A 25,146-nucleotide genomic window follows, 5' to 3' on the forward strand; every position below is an offset into this window, starting at 1 on the left:
CGCTCTGCCTAGTAGGCGCGCGCCACCGCGAACTCGACGGCTTCGGTCAGCGCGGCGCGGGCCTTGCCGTTGGAGAAGCCCGCAATCGCGTCCAGCGCGCGGCGGGCGTAGAGTCGCGCGCGCTCCAGCGTGTCGCTGATCGCCTGCGTGTCGCGCAGCAGGCGGATCGCATGCGCCAGGTCGTCGTCGCTGACCCGGTCGCCGCTCACGGCCTCGCGCCAGAAGGCCCGGTCGGCTTCCTGTCCGCGGGCGTAGGCGAGGATGATCGGCAAGGTCATTTTGCCCTCGCGGAAGTCGTCGCCCAGGCTCTTGCCGCTGGTCGCTTCTTCGCTGGTGTAGTCGATGGCGTCGTCGACCAGCTGGAAGGCGATGCCAAGGTTCCGGCCGAATGCTTCCAGCGCCTGTTCGGCGTCGTCGCCGGCTTCGGCAACCACTGGGGCAATCTTGCAAGCGGCGGAAAAGAGCGCGGCTGTCTTGGCCTCGATGATGTGGAGGTAGGTGTCCTCGTTGGTCGCGATCTGGCGTTGCGCCGTCAGCTGCGCCACTTCGCCTTCCGCGATGACGGCGCTGGCGTGGCTGAGGATCTTGAGGACCTTGAGCGACCCGTCCTCGACCATCAGCTCAAAGGCGCGGCTGAACAGGAAATCGCCGACCAGAACGCTCGACGGATTGCCCCAGATGAGGTTGGCGGTGCGCTTGCCGCGCCGCATGCCCGAACCGTCGACCACATCGTCGTGCAGCAGGGTGGCGGTGTGGATGAACTCCACCGCCGCCGCCAGCTTGTGGTGCCGGCTACCCGTATAGTCGCACAGCGCCGCCGACGCGCAGGTCAGCATCGGCCGCATCCGCTTGCCGCCGCCGGCGATCAGATGACCGGCCAGCTCCGGGATGAGCGGAACCTGCGACTGCATCCGCGACAGGATCACCTGATTGACCGCATTCATGTCGGCGGCGGTCAGCTGGACCAGCGGCTCGAGGCTGGGCGAGGCGGTGGGTCGGAGGTCGTGGAGAGAGGCAGTCACGGGAGCGCGGTTAGGATGGTCGGCGGCGACGGGCAAGGCTCGTCGCCGCCGCAGGACCCTACCAGACGTGAACGCGCTCGGCGGGCGCGAGGTAGAGCTTGTCGCCCGGCTGCACGTTGAACGCCTTGTAGAAGGGGTCGAAGTTCCGGACGATGCCGTCGACGCGATACTTCTCCGGGCTGTGCGGATCGCTCAACAGCTGCTGCCGCTCGGCGCCTTCGCGGCGCTTGCCCTGCCAGGCCTGCGCGTAGGCAATGAAGAAGCGCTGATCGCCGGTGTAGCCGTTGATCACCGGCGGCTCGCCGTGCCGTGCGACATATCGGCGGTAGGCGGCGTAGGCCGTCTCGAGGCCGCCCAGGTCGGCCAAGTTCTCGCCAAGCGTCAGATGGCCCTTGATGTGAACGCCCGGGATCGGTTCGTATTGGTCAAACTGGGCGGCCAAGCGCTCGGCCTTGACCTTGTACTTGGCGGCGGTTGCAGGCGTCCACCAGTCACGCAGGCGCCCCTTGGCGTCATACTGACGGCCCTGGTCGTCGAACCCGTGACCCATTTCGTGGCCAACGGTCGTGGCACCGGTTTCGGCATAGTTCACCGCCGGATCGGCGTTCGCGTCGAAGAAGGGCGGTTGCAGGATCGCTGCGGGCACCGTGATCTGGTTCATGGTCGGATCGTAATAAGCGTTCACCGTCTGCGGGGTCATTTCCCACAGCGTCCGATCGACCGGGTGCGGGAACCGCTTGAGCTGCAGCTTCCACTGGAAATCCTCGGTCGCGATCGCATTCGCGAGCGGGTCGGTGCGGCTGACCGCAAGGTCCGAATAGTCGATGAACTTGACCGGATGGCCGATCCGCGGGTCGAAGGACGCCAGCTTTTCCAGCGCCTTCTGCCGCGTCGCCGAATCCATCCAAGCCGCGTTCGTGATCTTTTCCCGGTAAGCGGCGCGTACGTCATCGACCAGTTCCTGCGCCTGCCTGGCCGTCTGGTCCGGCCAGTATTTGGCGACGTAAAGCTGGCCCACCGCCTCGCCGAGACTGTCGTCGAGCATCTGCATGCCGCGCTTCCATCGGGCGCGCTGCTCTGGAACGTCGTTCATCGTCTTGCCGTAGAAGGCGAAGCGACGGTCATCGAACGCCTTCGGCAGGTTGCTTGCGTGGTCGCTGATGAACCGGAAGGTGAGATATTCCTTCCAGGTGCTGAGCGGCACGTCGGCGATGCGCTGGCCGGCGGCGGTCACCGCGCTGGGCTCCGCCACATCGACCGTGGTCGCAGCGCCCAGACCCATGCCATGCAGGGTCTCCGTCCAGTTGAACTGCGGCGCCAGCTTCATCAGCTGGGCAGCGGTCATCGGGTTATGGGTGGCGACCGGATCACGGCGGCGTTCGGGGGTCCACTGGTCCTGCGCAATCCTGGTCTCGAGCGCCAGGATCCGATCCGCGCGTCCTTCGGGATCGGACAGTCCCGCGAGGCGGTTCAGGTCGGCGATGTAGGTGCGGTAGCTGGCCCGAATGCTGTCGTACTTCTGGCCTTTCAGCAGATAGTAGTCGCGGGTGGGAAGGCCGAGGCGGGCCTGCCCTGCCTGCGCCGCATAGCGGGTCGGATTATCCTGATCGGCACCGATGCCGATGTTGATGGGGCTTGCGAAGCCCGGCTCCATCATCAGCTGAACCAGCTGGCTGCGGCTGGAAACATTGTCGATCTTCGCCAGGTATGGCTTGAGCGGCGACAAGCCGCGCTGCTCAATGCCGGCCTCGTCCATCCACGCCGCGTAGGCATCGCCGATCTTGCGCGCGACCGGCGAGGTCGGATTGGCCGTGACGTTCTCGACCATTGCCTTGACCTGCTGCTCGATCTCGTCCGGCAGTTCAAAATTGTATCCGGCGCCCGTCTTGTCGGCCGGAATGGGATGGTTGCGCAGCCAGCTGCCCTCGGCGAATTCGAACAGGCTGTCCCCCGGCTTCACCTTGGTGTCCATGTCACCCATGTCGACGCCCCAGTTGCCGTAGCGCGGAGTGCCGGCGAGGAGTGCAGCGGGAAGGGCCGTGGCAAGCATGCCGGCCAGGGCCAGATGGCGAAAACGCATCGATTTTTCCTGATCAGTTGGGTTACCGGGAGCGTAGCCGGGCCAGTGCGGCACGCAACAAGGTTTTCGACCAACGCCGCCATGGCGGCAACTAGCCGCGCGGAAGCGTCAGCCTTACCAGCAATCCGCCCAGGTCTTCGCTCTCTTCGAGCGCGACCGATCCGCCATAGATCTCCGCCACGTCCCGAACGATCGCAAGGCCAAGCCCCGTGCCAGGCTTGCCGGTGGTGTCCAGCCGCACGCCGCGGGTGAACAGCTCGCTGCGCTGCTCTGCCGGGATGCCGGGCCCGTCGTCCTCGACCAGCACGTCCACCTTGTCAGCACCGGCCTCGACGGTGACGAACACTCGTCCGTTGCCATATTTGGCGGCATTCTCGACCAGATTCCCGAGCATCTCGTCGAGGTCCTGCCGCTCCACCCGAACCTCGGCCTCGCGGTCTCCGGCGATGTCCACGGTGACCTTCTCGTACATCCGGTCGACCGCCCGCTGCACCGCGTCCAGGCTGTCCCACACGCGGGAGCGGGCCTGGGTCGAGGCGCGGCGGCCGATCGCCCTCGCCCGGGCCAGATGGTGGTCCACCTGCCGCCGCATGGTGGTCGCCTCGCGGCAGACCAAGTCCGACAGGTCCGGATCACGGGCGGTGGCGGCATTGGTGATGACGGTCAGCGGAGTTTTCAGCGCATGGGCAAGGTTGCCGGCATGGGTGCGGGCCTCCTCGGCCTGTGCCTCGCCATGCGCCAGCAGTTGGTTGATCTCGTCGGTCAGCGGCTGAAGCTCGACCGGGAAATTGTCGGTCACCCGCGACTTGGTGCCGGAGCGGATCGCCGCCACCTCGCGCCGGACCCGCCGCAATGGCCACAGGCCATAGACGGTCTGCAAGGCGGCAAGCACCACCAGACCCAAGCCCAGGAGAACGAAGCTCCAGATCAGAGTGCGCCGCAGGTCCCTGAGTTGTAGGTCGAGGTCCTCGCGGCTCTGCGCCACCTGGAAGCGCCAGCGGACCTTGGAGCCCGGGAGAATGACGTCGCGTTCTACCACCCGCAGCGGCTCGTCCGCGAATTCGTTCGAATCGTAGAAATGCGACTGCAGGTGGAAATAGCGGTCGGTGATCCGAAGTCGCCGGTCCCACAGGGAGCGCGATGCGAAGCAGTAGGGGTTCTCGGACTTGAGACGGCAGTGGTCGAACGGCACGTCCGTGATCTGGAAGTACAGGCCCGAATAGGTCTCGATGAAGCGCTGGTCGGCGGGAAGGCGGGTGAAGCGCACTTCGCCCAGCGGACCCACCTCGGACGAGGCGATCATCCCTTTCAGCACATAGTCGAGCTGCGTGTCGAAGCTGCGGACCAGGCTGCCGGTCAGCACCCGATCTAGCGCGAACCCGCCGGCAAACAGCAGGATCGAGATCCAGATCGTCGCAATGACGATCATCCGGCGGGTCAGCGACCCGGAGTAGCGCTCCGTGCCGTTTGCGGCGGCCGGAGCCTCGACGCTCACGCCGCCGGCTCCTCCAGGCTGTAGCCGAGGCCGCGGATGGTGGTGATGACATCAGGGCCCAGCTTCTTCCGGATGCGGGTCACGAACACTTCGATGGTGTTCGAGTCGCGGTCGAAATCCTGGTCGTAGATATGCTCGATGAGCTCGGTCCGGCTGACCACCTTGCCCTTGTGATGGAGCAGGTAGGACAGGAGCTTATATTCCTGCGCCGTGAGCTTCACCGGCTCGCCGGCCTTGGTCACCTTGCCCGACCGGGTGTCGAGGCGGATGTCGCCGGCGATAAGCTCGCTCGATGCATTGCCGCTCGAGCGGCGGATGAGGGCGCGCAGACGGGCGATCAGTTCCTCGGTCTGGAACGGCTTGGCGAGATAGTCGTCGGCGCCAGCATCCAGACCCGCCACCTTGTCCGACCAGCTGTCGCGCGCGGTCAGCACCAGGACGGGCATCTTCTTGCCTTCCTTGCGCCAGCGGTCGAGCACGGTCAGCCCGTCCACCTCGGGCAAGCCGAGGTCGAGCACCACCGCGTCATAATTTTCGGTCTGGCCCAGATAATGGCCGTCCTCGCCGTCGGTGGCGAGATCAACGGCATAGCCCGCGCCCTCCAGCGTGGATCGGAGCTGCCGCCCCAGGTTCGGTTCGTCCTCGACGATCAGCACGCGCATGGTCTTCGTCCTATCAAACGTCTGCTTGACCGCGTCTAACCCGCGCCAAGCTGAACGGTTGCTTAGACGGAATGAACGGGAAGGGGGAGGGACTCACGCTTCGTCGGCACGAACAGCAGGTCCGAAGCGGGTGAAAGCCTAGCGCGACCGCCCGATGATTCGACCGCTCTGCGCGTCGACATCGACCCAGATCACCCGGCCGCCCCGCATGAATTTCAGCCGGTAGGTGTCACCGTTGAATTCAGGCCCGAGATAATCGGCGCCGCCCATGAAGGGGATCACCCGCCGCTCGATCGAGGGAAGGGGCATGGAGCGACCCTCGCGAAAGGCTTCGAATACGCGGTCCTGATCGCGGCCGCGCGGCGGGTCGGCCAGCACCGGGCTGGCGGCAAGGCTCGCGGCAAGCGCGGCAAGGATGAAACGGGTCAGGCTCATGGCGAATCTCGTGAGGCCGTTCCTACCAGAAGCCATTGAATAGGTTGTGAACAGCGCTGTCAGCAAAGTCCATGGGCATGGGTGACGCGGGCGCGCACGCTGGCTAAAGGCGCCCACATGGCCGCGCCTCCTATCCTTTCTTTTGAGAACCTCGGGCTGGTCCAGGGCGACGGCTGGCTGTTTCGCGAGCTCGACATCTATGTCGGTCCGCGCGACCGGCTGGCGCTGATCGGGCGCAACGGTGCCGGCAAGACCACGCTGCTGAAGTGCCTGGCGGGCACCATCGACACGGACGAGGGCCGCCGCACCATCGTTCCGGGCACCAGGGTCGTGCTGCTGGAGCAGGACCCGGTGATGGTCGGTCATGCAACGCTGGAAGACTGGGTGCTGGCCGGAACCGATGCCCCGCCCGCGCACGAAGCCGCCGCCATCGCCGACCAGCTCGGCATCGACCTCAGCCGCTCGACAGCGACCGCCAGCGGGGGTGAACGCCGCCGCGCCGCCATCGTGCGCGCGCTGGCGCAGGAGCCCGACGTGCTCCTGCTCGACGAGCCCACCAACCATCTCGACCTCGCGGCCATCGACTGGCTGGAGGATTGGCTGGGCCGCTTCACCGGCGCGTTCGTCGTCATCAGCCACGACCGCACCTTTCTGACGCGCCTCACCAAGAGCTGTCTGTGGCTGGATCGCGGCCAGATCCGTCGTGCGGAGATCGGGTTCGGCGGCTTCGATGCCTGGACCGAGAAGGTCTATGCCGAGGAAGAGCGCGCCGCCGAGAAGCTCGACGCCAAGCTGGCGATCGAGCTCCACTGGCTTCAGCGCGGGGTCACCGCGCGCCGCCGGCGCAACCAGGGCCGGCTGGCCAAGCTGGGCGAAATGCGGGCGCAGCGCGCGGCCATCCTGGGGCCGAGCGGCGCCGCCAAGCTGGGGCTGGCGCGGGACGATACCAAGACCAAGTCGGTGATCGAGGCCGACAAGGTGTGGAAGTCATTCGAGAATGATCAGGGCGAGCGTCGGACGATCATCCGTGATTTCTCCCTGCGCATCCAGCGCGGCGACCGGATTGGCGTGGTCGGTGCCAACGGCACGGGCAAGACGACGTTGCTGAAGCTGCTCACCGGCGAACTGGCGCCCGACGAGGGCAAGGTCACGCTGGCGAGGACCCTGTCCGGCATCGTCATCGACCAGCAGCGAAAGCTCATGTCACCCGAAAAGCGCGTCCGCGACGTGCTGGCCGAGGGCGGCGACTGGATCGACGTGCGCGGGACCAAGAAGCACATCAAGGGCTATCTCAAGGAATATCTCTTCAATCCGGAGATGATTGATGCGCCGGTCGGAAGCCTTTCGGGCGGTGAGCGGTCGCGCCTGCTGCTGGCGCGTGAATTCGCTCGCGCGTCCAACCTGCTAGTGCTCGACGAGCCGACCAACGACCTGGACCTCGAAACGCTGGATCTCCTTCAGGAAGTCATCGCCGACTATGACGGAACGGTCCTGATCGTCAGCCACGACCGCGATTTCCTCGACCGGACGGTGACCATCACGCTGGGTCTCGACGGCTCCGGCAAGGTGGACATCGTCGCCGGCGGCTATGACGATTGGGCCAAAAGGCGCGAAGAAGCGGCGCGGCCCCAGCCCAAGCCGAAATCATCCGTACCGACACCTGCGGCGGTGCCCGCCACGCCGCCTAGGAAGCTGTCCTACAAGGACCAGCGCGACTTCGACCGGCTGCCTGGAGAGATCGAGCAGATCGAGGCCAAGATCGCCACCGCCGAAGCGGTTCTTGCGGATCCCGACCTCTACACCCGCGATCCCAAGCGCTTCCAAGCACTCATGGACCAGATCGCCAGCCTGCGGGCCGACAAGGAAGCAGCCGAACTGCGCTGGCTTGAAGTGGCGGAGTTGGCCGACAGCCTGGCCTGACACCGCCCTGTCATTCGGGCGCGATCTGCGCTAAGGACCTTCGCACATGCAACATGATCATATTCATCCCGTGCTCGCCGCGGCTCTTGCCGCGCGCGGGTATGACACGCTCACCGCCGTCCAGACCGCCGTCGTCGAGCCAGAGGCCGCCGGCCGCGACCTGATCGTCTCCGCCAAGACCGGGTCGGGCAAGACCGTCGCCTTCGGCCTTGCGATCGCCGCCCAGCTGATCGAAGCCGATCGTGCGCCCTGGACGCGTGAGCCTCTTGCGCTGGTCATCGCCCCGACCCGCGAACTCGCGCTGCAGGTCAGCAAGGAGCTTGATTGGCTCTACGCCGAGACTGGCGCGCGCGTGGTCACCTGCGTCGGCGGCATGGACCCGATGCGCGAACGCCGCGCCCTTCAGGGCGGCGCTCACATCGTCGTTGGCACTCCCGGACGCCTGCGCGACCATCTTGAACGCGGCGCACTCGACCTCTCGGCCATGCGCGCGGTCGTCCTCGACGAGGCGGACGAGATGCTCGACATGGGCTTCCGCGAGGAGCTCGAAGAGATCCTCGACGCCACGCCGGCCGAGCGGCGCACTCTGCTGTTCTCCGCCACCATGCCGCGCCCGATCGTCGCGCTCGCCAAGCGCTACCAGAAGGATGCGTTGCGGATCGAGACGATGAGCGAGCGAGAGGCGCACGCCGACATCGCTTATCAGGCGGTGACCACTTCGCCGACCGACATCGAGCATGTCGTCGTCAACCTCCTCCGCCTCCACGAGGCCGAGACCGCCATCCTCTTCTGCGCCACCCGCGAGGCGGTCCGCCGCCTCCACGCCAGCCTGACGGAGCGCGGATTCCAGGCGGTGGCCCTCAGCGGTGAGCATAGCCAGAACGAGCGCAACAATGCGCTTCAGTCCCTCCGCGACCAGCGCGCCCGGGTGCTCGTCGCGACCGACGTCGCCGCGCGCGGCATCGACCTTCCCACCGTCACACTCGTCATCCATGTCGAGTTGCCGCGCGACGCCGAGGCGCTGCAGCACCGTTCCGGGCGCACCGGTCGAGCCGGGCGCAAGGGCGTGGCCGTGCTGATCGTGCCGTTCCGCCGCCGCCGCCAGGTCGAGTCCATGCTGCGCGGTGCAAGCATCCAGGCCGAGTGGATCAGCCCACCGACCGCCGAGGACATCCGGACCAAGGACCGCGAGCGGCTGCTGGAGCGCCTCCGCGCCCCGACCGAGCCGGACGAGGAAGATCAAGCGCTCGCCACGACGCTGATGGCCGAGCTATCGCCCGAGGCGATTGCGACCGCGCTGGTTCGCACCCTGCGCACGGAGATGCCGGCGCCCGAAGACATCCTTTCGGCCGATCCGGCGACCCGCGGTGAATCGCCGAACCGCGCCGGTTTCGAGGGCTCGACCTGGTTCAAGATCAACGCCGGCCGCCGCCACAATGCCGACCCGCGCTGGCTGCTGCCGCTGATCTGCCGCTACGGCCATGTCGGTCGGCAGGACATCGGCGCCATCCGGGTCGCGCAGAGCGAAAGCTTCTTCGAGATCGCCGCGCGCAGCGTTCCGAACTTCGTCAATGCGCTGAAGCGCACGCCGGTGGCGCCCGAGGACGAAGGCATGCTGATCGAGGTGGCGCCCCCGCGCGATGTCGAGGCGGCGGCGCGGCCGGTCGGGCCGCCACGCCACAAGGGACGCCCGGTGCGCACTCCGCGTCCGGTGCGGGCCGGCCGCTGAGTCTGTCCCGCAGTTCACTTCGCGAAGGTTGCGTTTCGGCATAACAGGTGCCGCATGAAGACGGCGCTGCTCATCCTCCTGCTCGCTTTCGCCACGCCTGCGTGGGCGGGGGATAACGATTTCTGTGCCGACCGGCCGGGCATCGCTACCGGCACATGCGTGGTGCCGGGCGGGCATGTGCAGGTCGAATTTTCGCTCGGCGAATATAGTCGGACGCATAACAGCGACGGGACCGAGCGCGACTGGTCGTGGTTGCCGGCGGAGCTCAGGATCGGGCTCGACCAGGCGACCGAGGTCAACTTCGCCTTTGCGCCGTTGCTGCGGTCGAAACTGACCAGCGACGGCGTCACCGAGCGCACCCACGGCGCGGGCGATCTTACCGTTGGGATCAAGCGCCGGCTGACCCCCGCCGACGCCAAGGTGGTGGTGACGGCGCTGCCGTTCCTGACCCTGCCCGTGGGGTCGCGCGACTTCACGCAGGGGCGGGTGTCCGAGGGCATGCTGGTGTCGCTGACCGGCAACGTCAGCGACAAATGGTCGTGGACGCTGACGCCCGAGGCCGAGCGCAATCCCGACAGCGACGGCCCCGGCTATCACTGGCGCGGGGCGCTGGCGGGCGAGATCGCTTATGCGGTCTCAGACAAATTGAACATCGAGCTCGACGCGCTGGTCGCACGCGAACGAGAAGGTGACGATCACAAGCGCGAGGCACAATTGGGGCTGGCCGCCGGTTATCAGGCGGGCAAGAACCTCCAGCTCGACGTCGAGGTCGATACCGGCTTCGCCCGCTCGTCGCCCGACCTTCAGCTGATCACCGGGGTCGCCGTCCGCTTCTAGCGGATCGGCTCGCCGAAGGTCAGCTGCCTGATGAACCGGACCGGCGGTGATCCGTGGCTGAGCGCGGCATCATGGAACCGCTTGAGGTTGAAGCCCGGCCGCTGCTCGGCGGCGGCGCGGAAGTCCTTCCACTCCGAATAGCCGACCCAATAGGTCGGTAGCTGGGCACTGCTCAGCTGCATTCGGACCCACTTGCCGGCGGCCTCCCGCTCCTCCTGGAAGGCGGTCCTGGTCATCAGCGTCATCGCCGCCTCACGGGTCATGTTCCCGGTGTGGAAGTCCTGGTCCAGGATGGCGTTGACCGGCGGCCGCATGGCGAATTTGTAGTGCGCCAGCAGGTAGCGCGGATCGCGGTTCAGGAAGCCCGCGTCCGCCATGACGTCCTGGCTGTAGCAGGCCCAACCCTCCACCATGGAGCCGGACTGCAGCAGCGCCCGCAGCCGCGACTTGTACTGGTTGGCGTGCGCCAGCTGCAGCAGGTGCCCCGGCACGCCCTCGTGCAGCGTCAGCTCGTGCAGCGTCCACTTGTTATATTCCCGCAGGAACGACGCGGCCTGCGCCGGAGTCCACTCGGGCGGGATCGGCGTCACCGCATAGTAGCCGCGCTGGTCCTTCTCGAACGCGCCCGGCATGTCGGCATAAGCGGCCGCCACTCCGCGCGCATATTCGGGCATTTCGATCACGTTGAAGCTCTGCGTCGGGAAGCTGATCAGGTCCTTCGCCTTGGCGAAGGCGATCGCTTCCTGCAGCGTGCCCTTGGTGAAGGGGATCACCTGGTCCTTGGCCGGCACGTCGGCAGTGACGATCGCAAGCCCTGCCTGGATCACCGCCTGCTGCTGGTCAGGGGTCGGATTGGGCGGCGCCGGCGGCGCCCCCGCATGCCCACGCAGCATTCCCGCCGCCACAGTGTACATCTCGGCCCGAAGCCGCGCGATTTCGGCCTCGGCCCGGGCGCGGATCTCTTGCCGGCTCAGCGTCGAATTGAGGGCCAGGCGGAGCTTCTCGTCGTACAGAGCCGCGCCGATCCGCTCATTGCCCTTGGCCTGCGGGATGAGTGTCTTGTCGAACCAGCCTTGCTGCGCGGCGATCGCCGCCTTTGCCGCCGCGCCTGCCCGCACCAATCGCGCCCGTTCCGGACCGGGGAGGGCAGCCTGCTGTTTGATGATGTCGTCGACGAGACTTGCCAGCCCGGCATTCTGCTTGGCCGCGGTTTCGACATGGATGCGCGGCACGCGCGCGGGCACCAGCGCCTGTCGCATTTGCGCCAGGAAGCGGGGTAGCGCCTCCAGCCGCTGCGTCGCGGACCGGAGCCGCACGGGGAGCGGCGCGAACTGGCGGGAGGACAGGCCGAACAGTGCCGTCCCTGCTGGACCGGTGTAGGTCAGGGGGTCCCACGCCCAGTCCTGCAGCCGCCCGTCGCTGAACAGCGCATAGTCGAGCTGGTCGCGCAGCAGGATGGCATCGACCTGATGCTCACGGCTGAGCTTGGCGGGATCGAACCGCGCCAGCTCGGCCTTTGCCGCTTGCGCGAATCTGCGTTGGGCCTCGCGGCCGGCCTCCGACACGTCGGTCATCTGCCCGTCGAAGCGGTGGTCCCCCAGTGTCGTCGCATAGATGGGGTTCAGACGTAGAAACTGGTCGACCACCCGGTTGCTGAACGATGTGAATCGCGCGTCTTCGCTGACCGCGACGGAGCGGGCAGGGGCGACCGCACCGGTCAGCCCGATGCTCGCGGCGCCGAGCGCCAGCGCCGCCGCGAACTTCCGCATCGCGCTCACGCCCGGGCCTGCGCCGCTGCGCGCTCACGCACCCGCCGCTCGAGAATGGTCAGCGGCATGGCGCCGTCCTTCAGCACCTCGTGGAACTGCCTGATGTCGAACTTCGCGCCGAGCTGCGCCTTGGCCGCCTCGCGCGCCCGCAGCCACGCCAGATGCCCGACCTTGTAGCTGCATGCCTGACCGATGGAGGCGCAGTAACGCTCCACCTCGCGCTGCACTCGGGGGCGGGGGAAACCGGTGGTCGCGGTCATGTAGTCGACCGCCCGCTCGCGGCTCCAGCCCAGGTGGTTGAGGCCGGTGTCCACCACCAGCCGGGCCGAGCGGAATAGGAAGCTCTGCAGGTAGCCCGCGCGCTCGATGCCCGTGTAGCCGCCGATCTCGTCCGACAGCTGCTCGGCATAGAGCGCCCAGCCTTCGACATAGCTGTTGAAGAAGCTGATCTTGCGCAGCATCGGGATGTCCTTGGACGCCTGCGCCAGGCTGATCTGCAGGTGATGGCCCGGAACGCCCTCGTGATAGGTCAGGGACGGCAGCGAATAGCGCGGCCAGTCGCCCGTGGATTTCAGGTTGATCCAGTAGATCGCCGGACGCGAACCATCCAGCGACGCGCTGTTGTAATAGCCGTTGGACGCGCCATCCTGGATGTCGATCGGCACGCGCCGGATCTCCAGCGGCTGCTTGGGCAGCGTCGCGAACGCCTGCGGCAGCCGAGCGGTCATCGCCTTCACGCCGGCATTGAGGTCGGCAATGAGCTGGGCGCGACCCGCATCCGAGTCGGGATAGAGCTGCTTCGGATCCTTGTTCAGCGCCGCCAGCCGCTCACCCACCGTGCCATGCGTGTAGCCGGCCTGCTTGAGCAGTGAGTCAAGGAGGCCGGTATATTCCGCGACCTGTGACAGGCCGAGCTTGTGGACCTCGTCGGGCGTCATGGTGGTGGTGGTGGCCTCCGCCAGCGCAGCCGCATAAATCGCATCGCCATTGGGAATCCGCACGGCCCCGTCGCCCGGCTGGGTGGTGCGCTTCAGCTGCTCCACCAGCGCCATCTGCCGATCGAGTGCGGGGTAGACGCTACTCTCGACGATCTTGGCTGCCCGCGCTGCCCAGTCGCCGGGGATGTTCTTGGCCCTTGTCCGCTCCGCGATGGAGCGAACCATCCCGCTGTCCGCCGCGCCGGGCGAGCGCAGCTTGCGCATCTGCCCCAGTGCGAGGTCGAGCGACCAGGCCGGCGCGACGCGGCCCTTCGCCGCCTGCCTCTTCTGCTCGGCGGTTTCGAAATCGAGGATCCGCCCGAATTCGCCGAGACGCGAAAGATAGGCCTCGGCGTCGGCGCGGGTCTCGATCGGGTGCTGGCTGTTGAGGAAATCGGGAATGGAAAAATACGCCCCGTCCTGCTGGGTGATGAGGTAGGGACTCTGGACGCTGTCGAGGTCGAAGCGGGTCGGAGCGGTCAGGTTCCGCTGGAAACCATAGAGCACGATCTCCCGGTTGAGCTGTCCGGCCTGGCTCAGGCTGGCGACGGGCACGGCCTGCACCTGCGCCTGCCAGCGGCGGATCCGCGCGACCTCCTTGGCCCGCGCCTGCGGCGCCGGCTCCGGATCGAAGGTGCTGCGCAGCCGGGCGTTCGGACCCTTGTCGAGCCCCAGAGACGTGGCGAGCGCGGGAGCGTTCTGGATCCGCTCGTCGAAGATCCGCTGGAAAAGGCCGTTCAACTTCGCATCGTTGCCGGCGACCGCCGCCGTTGCACGCTCGCGCGCACTGAGCGCGGCGGTGGCGGTGACCGCTCCCGCGGTGGTCAAGAAAGCGCGACGGTCCACGGCAGATACTCCCTGTCGAATTCAGTGCCGCCGACCCTAACCGTGCGCCGCGACGGGACAAGTCCCGTTCCGAAAATGGCCGAAAACCCGGAAGCGGGAAGTAGCCTTGCACCGCTTGTTAACCCTGTTGCTGCACAAACGCTGTCCAGTTCGCGTTGGCGGATCAAGGAACGGACGGACGAATGACCACGCGGCCCCTGGACAATCCCCCCGACCACCTTTGGCTTTCGGTCCTGTTCGTGATGACCGGACTGTGCACCGCCGCTGCCTTCACTCTCGGCAACCAGGCCGGGATCGACGCCGTCCAGGTCTATTTCCTGTATATCAGCCGAATCTTCCTGCTCGGGCCGGTCCTGCTTGTAGCCGGCGGGGCCATTGGCGTGATGATCATGGTGATGGGGGGCGACCAGCGCCCGCTCGAAACTCTGGCCAATTACTTCGCCGAACGCTTCCGCCGCGACGGCAGCCTGCCGGCGGTGCTCGGCCCGATCCTGCTAGCCCCACTGCTGATGGGCGCGTTCGGGACGATGAAGCAGCTCATTCCCATCTACAATCCGTTCAGCTGGGACGACACCTTCGCCGACCTGGGGACCTACCTGTTCTTCGGGACGGCGCCGTGGCGGGTCACCCATTACTTCTTCGGGTCCCCGCTCGGCACGCTGGTGCTGGACCGTCTCTACGCGGCCTGGGTCCCGATCCTGTTCCTCGTCACGCCCGTCGTCGCCATTGCCGCGCCGTCGCTGCTGCGCGCCCGCTTCTTCCTCAGCTTCGCGCTCGGCTTCATCCTGATCGGCGTGGTCGGCGCTTATTACTTCAGCTCGGCCGGCCCCTGCTTCGCAGCCATGCTGCATACCCAGTCTGCCCCTCGCTATGCCGAGCTGATGCAGCGGCTGCACGCCATCAACGATAGCGGCTACAATCTCTCGGCCGTCTATTTTCAGGACCACCTTTGGCAGGCCTACAAGAATAAGGAATTCGGGTTCGGCAACGGCATCTCGGCCATGCCGTCGATGCACAATGCGGTGGCGCTGCTTTATGCGCTTGCCGTCGGCAAGCTCGGCTGGAAGATCCGCACGCTTGCCTGGTCGTTCGCCGTGATGATCTTCATCGGCTCGGTTCACCTCGGCTGGCATTATACGGCGGACGGGATCGTCGCCTGGGCGTCCATGTACGGCATCTGGCGCCTGAGCGGCTGGTATCTGCGGGTGTCGGGCTATGAGCGGGCGGTGACGGACGTGCCCGCCCCGCAGCTCATCCTCTTGGTCGACAACGGCGAGCGCCTCGCCGCCTGATGTGAGCGGCGCGGGCCGCTCAGGCCATCAAGCGATACTGCTTCAACAGGTCATATAGCGTCGGACGGCTGATCCCCAGCAGCTTGGCGGCTCCCGAGATGTTGTTCTCGGTCCGGGTCAGCGCCTGACGGATCGCCCGGCGGTCGGCCGCCTCGCGCGCGGCGCGCAGGTTGATCGCTGCCGGCCCGTCCTCGCTCACTCTGGCGCCAAGGTCGAGGTCGGCCGCGGTGACCTGCTTGCCCTCCGCCATGATCACGGCGCGTTTCAGCCGGTTCTCCAGTTCGCGGACGTTGCCCGGCCAGCCGTGCGCATCGATCGCCGCCGCCGCATCCTCGGAAAGCGAGGTCACCGGACGGCCCAGTTCGCGGGCAAAACGCTGGACGAAGTGCCGCGCCAGCAGCACGGCATCGCCGGTCCGCTCCTTGAGGCTGGGGATGCGCACCACGATCTCGGCCAAGCGGTAGTAGAGGTCCTCGCGGAACCTTCCGTCGGCTGTCATGGCATCCAGGTCCTGATGAGTCGCACTGACGATCCGGGTGTCGACGGGGATCGGCTGGCGGCCGCCGACCCGCTCGATCACCCGCTCCTGCAGAAAGCGCAGCAGCTTGACCTGCAGGGGCAAAGGTACGTCGCCGATTTCGTCGAGGAACAGAGTGCCGCCTTGCGCCAGCTCGATCTTGCCCGGCGTGGTCTTCACCGCGCCGGTGAAGGCCCCGCGTTCATAGCCGAACAGCTCGGCCTCGAGCAGGTTTTCGGGGATGGCCGCGCAGTTGATGGCGATGAAGCCGGCCTTTGCACGGCGACTCTTCTCGTGAACCGCGCGAGCGAGCAATTCCTTGCCGGTCCCGCTCGCCCCCAGCAGCATCACCGATACGTCCGCCGTCGCGACGCGCTCGATGGTCCGCGCGAGGCTCAGCATTTCCGGCGCGCCCGAGATCATCGAGCCCAGGACCGTCGCGCCGCCGTCGAGGCTGTCGGCGAGCCGGCGGTTCTCAGTCTCGAGTTCGTGCAGCTGGAACGCCCGGCCAACGATCAGGCCGAGGTCATCGATATCGACGGGCTTGCGGTAGAAGTCATAGGCGCCAAGCGCGACCGCCTTGAGTGCACTTTCCCGCGCGCCATGTCCCGAGGCGACGATGACCTTGGCGTCGGGCTTGAGGGCTAGGATCTCGGTCAGGCAGGCGAAACCTTCGGTGGTGCCGTCCGGGTCAGGCGGCAGGCCAAGGTCCAGCGTGACGACCGCCGGCTCATGCAGCCGCAGTGCCTCAATCGCCTCCACGCGGTTGTGGGCCGCGACCACGCGATAGCCGTCATAGGCCCACTTCAATTGCCGCTGCAGGCCCTCGTCATCCTCGACGATCAACAGGACGGGAAGTTCGGCGGAGGGTTCGGTCATGCGCTGATGCTTTCGGGCTGGGCGACATAGGGAAGGACGATGGTGAAGCGAGTTCCGTGGCCGGGTCGGCTCTCGACGCTGAGGCTGCCACCCATGGCGGTGACCAGCGCGCGTGCCTCATAGGCGCCAATGCCGAAGCCGCCGGTCTTGGTCGAAGCAAAGGGCTGGAACAGGCGATGGCGGACAAACTCCGGGTCCATTCCAGCGCCCCGGTCGATGATGGCAATGGTCACCTGCACGCCTGACTCCGTGACGTGGACGGTGACAGGCTCGTGCGCCGGGCTGGCATCCAAGGCGTTCTGCAGCAGGTGACCGACCGCCTGCTCGAGGCCTGCCGGGTCACCACGGACCACCAGCCCCGTGGGCCCGAGCAGCCGCACTTCATGCGCGCCGCGCTTGCCCGCGACTGCCGCGGCAAGCACGCCGCGCAGGGCGAACGGCACCGGTTCGGGCGCGCCGCTGGCCGGCGTGGCGGGCGCCAGCTTGACCAGAAGCTCATTCATCTTGCCGACCGAGCTTTTCAGGGTCGCGATCATGTCCGCCCGGAACTCGGGGTTCTCGGCGTGGCGCTCGGCATTGCGGGTCAGCAGGCTCAACTGGCTGACCAGGTTCTTCACGTCGTGCACGATGAAGGCGAAGCGCCGGTTGAAATCCTCGAAGGCGCGGGCGGTGGTCAGCGCACGCTGTCCATGACTCTCCGCCAGCGCCGAAGCCGCCTGCCGCGCCGCGGTGCGGAGCAGGTCGAAATCCTCCCAGTCGAGCAGGCGGCGCACCGGGGCAGGCGCCAGCAGCACCAGCCCCACCACCCGTTCCTGGTGGACCAGCGGAACGCCCGCCCACAAGCGCTGCTCACCCAGCCATTCTGCGGGCAGTGGCAGCGCGCGATCCGCCGCCGAGCCGCGCGTGCCTCGGCGCCCGTCGATCTCGATTACTCGCCCATTCGCCAGCGCCTCCCACAGGGCGCGCAGATCATCCGCGCTGCCGCTGGCCGGCAATCGCCCGATCCAGTTCCAATTACCGGTCCAGCCGATCCCGCCCTCGTCGCTGGCGAGCAGCAGGCCGCCCGGCGCCTCGACGATCTCGGCGAGGGCTTGGATAACGCGCTCGGGAAGGGGCGGCGCGTCGGGGCCGCTGCGGCCCAGCGTGTCCGCCACCCGCAGCCACTCGGCGCGGTAATCGTAGCGATGTTCGAACAGATGCTTGGCGGCGGTGATCTTGATCCAGCCCCGCAACCGGGCAGAGGGCAGGATGGCCACCGCGGCCACCGTCATGCCGGCCAGCACGACAAGCGCCGCGGACTTGGCGATGCTCCAATCCGTCCCCCGCAGCGCTGCGGCCAGGATCGCCATGATCGCGAAATAGGAACAGACCGCCACCAGGCCCAGCGACTGGAAGGTCGCCGCGCGCGACAACCGCAGCCGCCAGCCATCCAGCTGCTGTCCGCCCAGGGCGAACAGCGGCGTCGCCAGCGCCAGCGCTGCGCCTCGAGCATCGTACAGCGCCTCTGATGGCGAAGCCCGCCAGTAGCTGAGGGTGTAGAGATTGAGATCGTACAGCCAGACCAGGCCCAGCCCGATCATCAGCAGCCGGATCGACGAGCGGCTGGTCGGTGACGCTTGGCCATAGAGATTGTGCACCAGCAGCAGCGCTCCCGATGCGGCGGTGGCTCGCAGCATGGTCGCCGCATCGCCCAGCACTTGAGCTCGCGCCGGGTCGGCGAAGATCAGCTGGTCGGTGATGAACTGGAGCACGAACACGGCCGACACCGCGGCATAGACCCAGCCCACCCCCCGCAGCTGGCGCCCGCTCTCCCGCCCGCTGGCCGACAGCGCGTAAAGCAAGGTGATCCAGAGCAGATTGCGCGCCGTTTCCGCATGGGCGGCCACCACGCTGTGGGGCGCGATGCCCGTCAGCCAGGCCCACAGGCACGTCAGCAGCAGCGCGCCAAGCAGGCTCCGCTGCACATCGCTTCGCACCCCTTCGCGAAGCTGCCAGATGAGCAGCGTCGCGAACAGGAAAGCGGCCAGCGCGTGACTCCAGAACAGGAGCAGCCCGGTCAAACTGTCAGCTCCACCGACATGCGATGCACTGTCGGAGAAATTTACAAAGGAAGCCTTAAGCCGTTCGCAACCAAGCTCTTTGGCGCCGAGGCGGCTAGGCCTTCTTCAGCACGTCGGTCGCCGCCACCGTCATTGCCTCTACCGCGGTGCCGATGACAGCCTCCGCATCAGGCGCCCAGTAAGGGGAATGAAGGCTCGGAAGCTTGGTCGTGTCGCCGCCGGCTGCCGCCCATTTGTCCTTGGGAACGCCACCGACCCAGAAGATCAGGCTCTGCTTGCTTTTGTCTGCCAGCCAGTACCGGCCGAAATCCTCACCGACCATCGCGGGCGGCATCGTCTTGACCCGGTCGGCGCCGAACTCCTGCGTAAACAGCGCTGCCGTGCGCGTGGTCAGCGCCTCGGTATTGAACGTTGACGGCGTGGAGCGGTCCTCCACCGTCACCACCGGCATTCGGTCGTCGGGCATTCCGGCCGCAATCGCCTCGCCCCGCGCCACCCGCGCGATCCCGTCGAGCAGGCTCTTGCGAACCTCGGGCGTGTAGCTCCGGACCGTGATCTGCAGCCGCGCCTCGTCGGGGATGATGTTGTGCGTCGCACCCGCGTGGAAGCTGCCGACCGTCACCACAGCGGGGTCCAGCGGGTTGCGCTCGCGGCTGACCAGCGTCTGCATGCTGCCCACGATCCGGCTGGCCAGCACGATCGGGTCACGGCTGTTCTGCGGCGCGGCGCCATGGCTTCCGACGCCCTTCACCAGCACATCGACGCTGTCGACGTTGGCCATGACATAGCCGCTGCCAAGACCGATCGTCCCCGCCGGCAGGCTCGCGCTGTCGTGAAAGGCGAGGGCGACATCCGGCTTGGGAAAGCGGGTGAACAGCCCGTCGGCCAGCATCGCCTTGGCGCCCTGGCTGGTCTCCTCGCCGGGCTGCAGGATCATCACCAGCGTGCCGCTCCAGTCGGCCTTGCTGGCCATCAGCCGCCGGGCCGTTCCCAGGAACGCGGTCATGTGCGTATCATGCCCGCAGGCGTGCATCACGCCGCTTTCGACGCCTGAGTTCGCCATTGCCCGCGCCTTGGACGCGAACGGCAATCCGGTCTGCTCGACCACCGGAAGCGCGTCCATGTCGGCGCGGATCAGCAGTGTCTTGCCAGGCCCGTTACGAAGAACGGCTACCACGCCGGTCTTCCCCACATGCTCGGTCACCTGGAAACCGAGCTTGCGCAGTTCGGCCGCCAGCTTGGCGGACGATCGCACCTCCTGCATCGACAGTTCGGGGTTGGCGTGAAGGTCGCGGTACAGCGTCATCAGCTGCGGCAGGTCGTTCGCGATGCTCTCGCGAAGCGTGGCGGCGGGGGCGGGAAGGGCGAAGGCGCCGGCCAGCAGGGCGGTGAGAATTGCTGTTTTCGTCATCGTGGGCGCAGCGAAGCAACCCAGTGCCGTTAAGTCAAACAGGATCGGTTGGCTGCGCCCGCCATTGCGATGCGCCTAAGCCGGCACGAGCTCCAGCACATCCGTCAGGCTCTCGAACGTGGGCGCGGGCATCACCAGCCGCCAGCGCCGGTCGCCAATCCGCTCGACAAAGCCGACGACGTCGCGCTCATGGTCCTGGCCGTAGACCAGCGCCCGCCGCTCGTCGCCAAGGACCAGCGTGCCCAGGAACATCGATCGTATCTGGTCCGCCGGGTAGAGGACGCCCACGGGCCGCTGCGATCCGCTAACCTTGGCCAGGCTCTGCACCCGTCCGTCGGCGCTGACCCGGCAGCGGAACGCCGAATAAGCCACGAATGGCAGCAATCCGGAGCTCTTCGCGCCCAGCTTGATCGTCCGGCAGCGATACTCCCCATCCGGAATCCCCGGCCCGACCAGTGCGGCGTCCGGCTGAAGCAGCACACCTTCGCGGGCGATCTCGGCGGCATGTCCGGCGGCGGTCGCCTGCCGAAGCCCCTCCATCCACCCGCTCCGCCACTCCCGCAGCCGCGCCCGGTCGGCGGGGGTGACCACGCGCTGCCAATCGGCGGTGCGCTCCGCCACGACCGTGTTCGGCACCATCGTCTGGCATGCGGCAAGCGCTACGCAGGCCAGGGTCAGCAGGGCAGTCTTCATCATCGCGGGCGCAGCGAAGCAATCCGTTGCGTTCAAGTCAAACCGGATCGCCTTGGCGGTGCGGGCCATGCGATGACGAAGCAAGCTCACTGGGCCGTCCAACCTCCGTCCATCGACAGATTGGCGCCCGTGATGCTGCCCGCTTCCGGCCGGCACAGGTAGAGCGCCAAGCTGGCGACCTCGACCGGCTCCACGAACCGCTTGGTCGGCTGAGCGGAAAGCAGGACGTCGTTCATCACCTGCTCCCGGGTCATGCCCCGCGCCTTCATCGTGTCGGGAATCTGGTTCTCGACCAGAGTCGTCCAGACATAGCCGGGCGAGATGCAGTTCACCGTTACCCCGTCGCGGGCCGCCTCCAGCGCGACGGACTTGGTGAAGCCCGCAACGCCATGCTTGGCGGCGACATAGGCGCTCTTGTTCGGGCTCGCGACCAGGCTGTGCGCGCTGGCGGTGTTGATGATCCGCCCCCATCCACGCTGGCGCATCGAAGGAAGGCACAGCCGCGTGGTGTGGAACACCGCCGACAGGTTCACCGCCATGATCAGGTCCCACTTGTCCGCTGGGAAGCTCTCCACCGGCGACACGTGCTGGACACCGGCGTTGTTAATGAGGATCGACGGGCTGCCGAGTTCGTCGGTGCAAGTGGCGATCATCTTGTCGATCGCTGCCGGCTTGCTCAGGTCCGCGTCCGAATAGCTCGCGAGATCCTGGCTGAGCTCAGCGATCTCGTCCCGGATCTGCTTGATCTCGGCCTTGTCGCCGAACCCGTTCAGCATCACCCGCGCGCCCTCGGCGGCAAGCGCCCGCGCGATCGCCAGCCCGATGCCCGAGGTCGATCCCGTGACCAGCGCAACCTTGTCCTTCAGCAGCATGGCTTTATCCTCCGTTTGCACGGCCTGTCGCGTGCCGCCGGGATGATTGCAACCGTTACGCTGCCCGAAGCATTTGCAGCGTGAACGAAGGAGACATCATGCGCCTCAACGGACCGGAAAGCAGCAACTTCGAGGATCGCACCGGTCAGGGTGGTGGTTTCTCGCTTGGCGGCATGGGCGGGGGAGGAGGAATCCTCGGCTTCCTCATTCCGATGGTGCTCGGCCGTTTCGGGATCGTCGGCATCCTCATTCTCGCGCTTGGCTACTGCGCACTGTCGAGCCTTGGCGGCGGAGGCGGCATGCTTGGTGGCGGTGCGCCGACGCAGCAGACGCAGGGCGGCAGTTCAGCCGCTTCGCGCCTGCCGCCAGCCACCAAGACCTTCATGACCAGGGTGCTTGGCTCGACCGAGACGGTCTGGGGCTCGATCTTCTCGCAGTCGGGCTCGCGCTACACCCCGACGCGGCTCGTCGCTTACAGCAGCAATTCGCAAAGCGGGTGCGGCGCGGCGCAGTCGGCGATGGGCCCATTCTATTGCCCTACCGACAAGCAGATCTACATCGACCCGAGCTTCTTCAACGAACTGTCGCAGCGCTTCGGCGCGCCGGGCGATTTCGCCCAGGCCTATGTTATCGCGCACGAGGTCGGGCACCATGTCCAGGACCTCGAAGGTACCCTGGACAAGGCGAGCGCCGCGCAGGCCCGCAGCGGCGAGGCCGACGGAAATGCGGTACAGGTCGGGATCGAGCTTCAGGCGGACTGCTATGCCGGTGTATGGGCCGCCAATGCCCGCAACCCCGATGGTAGCAAGGTGCTCGAGGCGGGCGACGCTGAAGAGGGCCTGCGCGCCGCCCAGGCGATCGGCGATGATACCCTGCAGCAAGAGGCAGGCGGCCGCGTTCGTCCGGAAACCTTCACCCACGGAACCTCGGCCCAGCGAATGGAAGCGCTGCGCAAGGGCCTGACCACCGGCGACCCCAGCCAGTGCAACTATAATCGCATCTGAGTAAGCGCCCGCTCCGGTCCCCCGGAGCGGGCTGCAATGCTTAGAGGCGCACCAGCATTTTGCCGGTGTTCTTGCCGCTGAAGAGGCCCAGAAACGCTTCGGGCGTCTTTTCCAGCCCCTCGACCACCGTGTCGCGGCTCTTCACCTGACCACCGGCGACCCAAGGCCCCATCTCGCCGTAGAACTCGGCGTTGCGGCCAAGATAATCGGTGTAGATGAAGCCCTTGAGCATGATGCGCATCGCGATCACCCGCATGATGTAGCGGAAGGTCGCCGGCTCGCCCGAATTGTAGCTGTCGATCATGCCGCAGATCGCGAAGCGCGCGTTTCGCCGGGCAACCGCGAAGGCGGCGTCGAGATGATCGCCCCCGACATTGTCGAAATAGACGTCGATGCCCTTCGGCGCGGCTTCGGCCAAAGCCTTCACCAGCGGCGTTCCGGACTTGTAGTCGACCACGGCGTCGGCCCCGAGCGACTTCACGAACTCGCACTTCTCCGCGCCGCCGGCCGAGCCGATCACCATCATGCCCTTGGCCTTGGCGATCTGCACCACCGCGGAGCCAACCGCGCCGGCGGCAGCGGACACGAACACGATGTCCCCGGCCTTGGCCTGCGCCGCGTCGAGCAGGCCCCAATAGGCTGTCCCGCCGGTCAGGCCGAGGTTGCCGAGGAATGCCTGCGGTTCGACACCGGGGATCTGCGGCAGCTTGTTAAGCGCTTGGCCCGGCACCACCGCCTCGTCGCGCCAGCCGGCCATGTGCAGCACCCAGTCACCGGCTACGAAATTGGGGTCCTTGCTCTCGACCACCTCACCGACCGCGCCGCCTTCCAGCGGAGCGCCGATCTGGAACGGCGGAACGTAGCTCTTCACGTCGTTCATCCGCCCGCGCATGTACGGGTCGACGGACAGCCAGCGGTTGCGGACATGAACCATGCCGTCGTCCAGCGCCGGCAATGGCGTCTCCCCAAACTCGAAATTGTCCATTGTCGGCATGCCGGTCGGGCGGCTCTTCAGATTCCATGCGCGCGCCATCGTAGGTCTCCAGATGCGAAAGGGCCCGACCGCCATGACGGCGGCCGGGCCCTCGCGTCAACTAGACCGAAGTCTTACGACTTCTTGGTGCCGTCATCGTAGGTGCCGGAGAAGCTCCGGTCGAGGATGTGGGGACCCTCGCTGGAAGTGCCCGTACTGCCGGTCGATCCGACGGTGCCAGCCGCGCCGGCGGCGCCGGTTGAGCTCGTCGGGCCGCTCATGCTGCTCTGCCGGTCGCGCTGGTCGCGATCGTCGCGATCGTCACGGCCACCGCCGAACAGGCCACCGAGGAACCCGCCGCCTGAACCAGAACCACGGTCATCCTGTCCGCGCTCTTCATGCAGCTGGCCACGGATCGAGTCCTTGGTCCCGCTCAGCGTCACCTTGTTGCCCTCGACCTTTTCGAGCAGCGAGCAGGAGAAGCTGCGGTGGACGCCGTTCGCTTCCGGGTCGTTCTTGGTCAGGATGACGTGGTCGCCACGGACCTTGTCGACCGTACCGATGCGCTCTCCATTCTGGTCGACGACCTCGAAATGCTCGCGGATCTGCTGCAGCATCTGCCGCTTGGTCTGGCGCTGCTGGCGGAAGCCCGAGAACTCATTCTCGAACCGGCTCTGATGCTCCTGCCGGTAGGCATGATAATCATTGTCCAGCTCGTCGATCTGACGCTGGCGCCAGCTCGAATAATGCTCGTCGTGCGGGCTGTTGCCCCCGCGCCCGAGCATCGAGGCCGCGGCACCGGACACCGCTCCGACGAACCCGCCGCGATTGCGGCTGCGATCGTCGTCATGGTCGCGCTGCCCGCCACCGAACATCCGGTCGTTGCCCTGGTCCTGGCTGAAGTCTTGCCGGCCATATTGGCTGCGGGCGAAGTCCTGCCCGCCCATGCCGGAGCGGAAGCGGCTTTCATCGTCCGACGAGCGGCCATAGTCGCCGGTCATCGGGCGATAACGGTCACCGCCCTGGCCCTGATGGCCCTGGCTGTACCGATCATGGTCGCGGTGATCGCGGTCCCAGCCCTGGCTCTGAGGGGAGGAAGAATAGCTTCCGCCACCGCGCTGGCCATAGCCCGAGGGATAGCCGCGATTGCTGCCCGATCGGTCGTCGTCGCCACTGTAGTTGGTGCTGCCCCAGGGCGAGCGGTCCTGGCGGGTATAATCGCCACTGCCGAAGCCGCCGCTCTCACCGCCTCCACGACCATATTGGTTGCGATAGTCGCCCTCGTCGCGGCCGCGCCCGAAGCTGCTCGACTGTCCGCCGCCAAAGCTGGAGCTGCGATCACGATCGTGGTTGCCGCCGAATTCGCGGTGACGATCGCGGTCGTGGTCGTGGCCGCCGCCGAACATGGCGCCGCGCTCGTTGCGCTGCTGGCCATAACGGCTCCTTTCCGGGTGCGAGGAGCGATCATCACGGTCGCGCCGGCCGCCGGAATCCTCGTCGCCGAACCAGCTCTGCACCTCGTCGCGCGCGCGATCCCAGAAGCCGCGGTTGTCGCCGCCCCGGTTGCCGCCGCCGCCGCGGTCATTGTTCATGCTGTTGCGGTTCGAATAGCGATCCTCGTCGCGATATCCGCCGCCTCGGTCATACCGATCGTAAGCCATTGCAACTCCTCC

19 protein-coding genes are annotated in these 25,146 nt (G+C 66.9%); 5 read left to right on the forward strand and 14 right to left on the reverse strand.

What is annotated here, in order from left to right; all coding sequences use genetic code 11:
- Positions 1-8: 8 nt before the first annotated feature.
- The 5 genes from M8312_RS14200 to M8312_RS14220 form a co-directional block, all read right to left on the reverse strand.
- Positions 9-1,022, reverse strand: a complete 1,014-nt coding sequence (locus M8312_RS14200; protein ID WP_250118335.1) for a polyprenyl synthetase family protein — start codon at positions 1,020-1,022, stop codon at positions 9-11.
- A gap of 58 nt (positions 1,023-1,080) precedes the next feature.
- Positions 1,081-3,102 carry a M13 family metallopeptidase gene (locus M8312_RS14205; protein ID WP_250118336.1) on the reverse strand — a complete coding sequence of 674 codons (2,022 nt, stop codon included), beginning with the start codon at positions 3,100-3,102 and terminating at the stop codon, positions 1,081-1,083.
- A 91-nt stretch (positions 3,103-3,193) separates the two neighbouring features.
- Positions 3,194-4,531, reverse strand: a complete 1,338-nt coding sequence (locus tag M8312_RS14210; RefSeq protein WP_250119793.1) for a sensor histidine kinase — start codon at positions 4,529-4,531, stop codon at positions 3,194-3,196.
- Between the two features lie 62 nt (positions 4,532-4,593).
- Positions 4,594-5,259 (reverse strand): response regulator transcription factor, encoded by a 666-nt coding sequence (locus M8312_RS14215; RefSeq protein ID WP_114226766.1) that lies wholly within the window; start codon positions 5,257-5,259, stop codon positions 4,594-4,596.
- 138 nt (positions 5,260-5,397) lie between these two features.
- Entirely contained in the window at positions 5,398-5,694 is a 297-nt protein-coding gene (locus M8312_RS14220; protein ID WP_250118337.1) for a hypothetical protein, read from the reverse strand.
- Positions 5,695-5,811: 117 nt separating this feature from the next.
- Here M8312_RS14220 and M8312_RS14225 point away from each other — a divergent pair, with 117 nt between their 5' ends.
- The 3 genes from M8312_RS14225 to M8312_RS14235 are packed head-to-tail and all read left to right on the forward strand — an operon-like array spanning position 5,812 to position 10,180.
- Positions 5,812-7,614, forward strand: a complete 1,803-nt coding sequence (locus M8312_RS14225) for an ABC-F family ATP-binding cassette domain-containing protein (protein ID WP_250118338.1) — start codon at positions 5,812-5,814, stop codon at positions 7,612-7,614.
- Positions 7,615-7,660: 46 nt separating this feature from the next.
- Positions 7,661-9,343, forward strand: coding sequence for a DEAD/DEAH box helicase (locus tag M8312_RS14230; protein WP_250118339.1), 1,683 nt, complete (start codon positions 7,661-7,663; stop codon positions 9,341-9,343).
- A 54-nt stretch (positions 9,344-9,397) separates the two neighbouring features.
- Positions 9,398-10,180, forward strand: coding sequence for a transporter (locus M8312_RS14235; protein ID WP_250118340.1), 783 nt, complete (start codon positions 9,398-9,400; stop codon positions 10,178-10,180).
- On the opposite strand, the gene M8312_RS14240 is transcribed toward M8312_RS14235, so the two are convergent.
- Together M8312_RS14240 and M8312_RS14245 are read right to left on the reverse strand one after the other, a co-directional pair.
- Entirely contained in the window at positions 10,177-11,949 is a 1,773-nt protein-coding gene (locus M8312_RS14240; protein WP_250118341.1) for a DUF885 domain-containing protein, read from the reverse strand. The genes M8312_RS14235 and M8312_RS14240 overlap by 4 nt on opposite strands.
- A gap of 5 nt (positions 11,950-11,954) precedes the next feature.
- Positions 11,955-13,772: a DUF885 domain-containing protein gene (locus M8312_RS14245; RefSeq protein ID WP_250118342.1), complete on the reverse strand. Its 1,818-nt coding sequence runs from the start codon at positions 13,770-13,772 to the stop codon at positions 11,955-11,957.
- Between the two features lie 182 nt (positions 13,773-13,954).
- Between M8312_RS14245 and M8312_RS14250 the strand changes: the two genes are divergently transcribed.
- Positions 13,955-15,064 carry a phosphatase PAP2 family protein gene (locus tag M8312_RS14250; protein ID WP_250118343.1) on the forward strand — a complete coding sequence of 370 codons (1,110 nt, stop codon included), beginning with the start codon at positions 13,955-13,957 and terminating at the stop codon, positions 15,062-15,064.
- A 19-nt stretch (positions 15,065-15,083) separates the two neighbouring features.
- Here the strand turns inward: M8312_RS14250 and prsR are convergent, their stop codons facing one another.
- From prsR to M8312_RS14275, 5 genes are all read right to left on the reverse strand, one after another.
- The gene (gene prsR / locus M8312_RS14255) at positions 15,084-16,460 is read right to left on the reverse strand and encodes a PEP-CTERM-box response regulator transcription factor (protein ID WP_250118344.1); all 1,377 of its coding nucleotides are present in this window, start codon (positions 16,458-16,460) and stop codon (positions 15,084-15,086) included.
- Positions 16,457-18,520 carry an XrtA/PEP-CTERM system histidine kinase PrsK gene (gene prsK / locus M8312_RS14260; protein WP_250118345.1) on the reverse strand — a complete coding sequence of 688 codons (2,064 nt, stop codon included), beginning with the start codon at positions 18,518-18,520 and terminating at the stop codon, positions 16,457-16,459. Before prsK ends, prsR begins: the two co-directional genes overlap by 4 nt.
- Before the next feature lie 94 nt (positions 18,521-18,614).
- Positions 18,615-19,931 (reverse strand): amidohydrolase, encoded by a 1,317-nt coding sequence (locus M8312_RS14265; protein ID WP_250118346.1) that lies wholly within the window; start codon positions 19,929-19,931, stop codon positions 18,615-18,617.
- Between the two features lie 75 nt (positions 19,932-20,006).
- Positions 20,007-20,627 carry a DUF4893 domain-containing protein gene (locus tag M8312_RS14270; RefSeq protein WP_250118347.1) on the reverse strand — a complete coding sequence of 207 codons (621 nt, stop codon included), beginning with the start codon at positions 20,625-20,627 and terminating at the stop codon, positions 20,007-20,009.
- Between the two features lie 83 nt (positions 20,628-20,710).
- Positions 20,711-21,496 (reverse strand): 3-hydroxybutyrate dehydrogenase, encoded by a 786-nt coding sequence (locus M8312_RS14275; protein ID WP_250118348.1) that lies wholly within the window; start codon positions 21,494-21,496, stop codon positions 20,711-20,713.
- Between the two features lie 98 nt (positions 21,497-21,594).
- Here M8312_RS14275 and ypfJ point away from each other — a divergent pair, with 98 nt between their 5' ends.
- Positions 21,595-22,500: a KPN_02809 family neutral zinc metallopeptidase gene (gene ypfJ / locus M8312_RS14280; RefSeq protein ID WP_250118349.1), complete on the forward strand. Its 906-nt coding sequence runs from the start codon at positions 21,595-21,597 to the stop codon at positions 22,498-22,500.
- Between the two features lie 40 nt (positions 22,501-22,540).
- Here the strand turns inward: ypfJ and M8312_RS14285 are convergent, their stop codons facing one another.
- Positions 22,541-23,533 (reverse strand): NADP-dependent oxidoreductase, encoded by a 993-nt coding sequence (locus M8312_RS14285; RefSeq protein ID WP_250118350.1) that lies wholly within the window; start codon positions 23,531-23,533, stop codon positions 22,541-22,543.
- Between the two features lie 74 nt (positions 23,534-23,607).
- Complete coding sequence (locus M8312_RS14290; RefSeq protein ID WP_250118351.1) at positions 23,608-25,134, reverse strand: DUF2171 domain-containing protein; 1,527 nt, start codon at positions 25,132-25,134, stop codon at positions 23,608-23,610.
- Between the last annotated feature and the right edge of the window lie 12 nt (positions 25,135-25,146).

Source organism: Sphingomonas sp. KRR8, from assembly GCF_023559245.1.
GTDB lineage: Bacteria > Pseudomonadota > Alphaproteobacteria > Sphingomonadales > Sphingomonadaceae > Sphingomicrobium.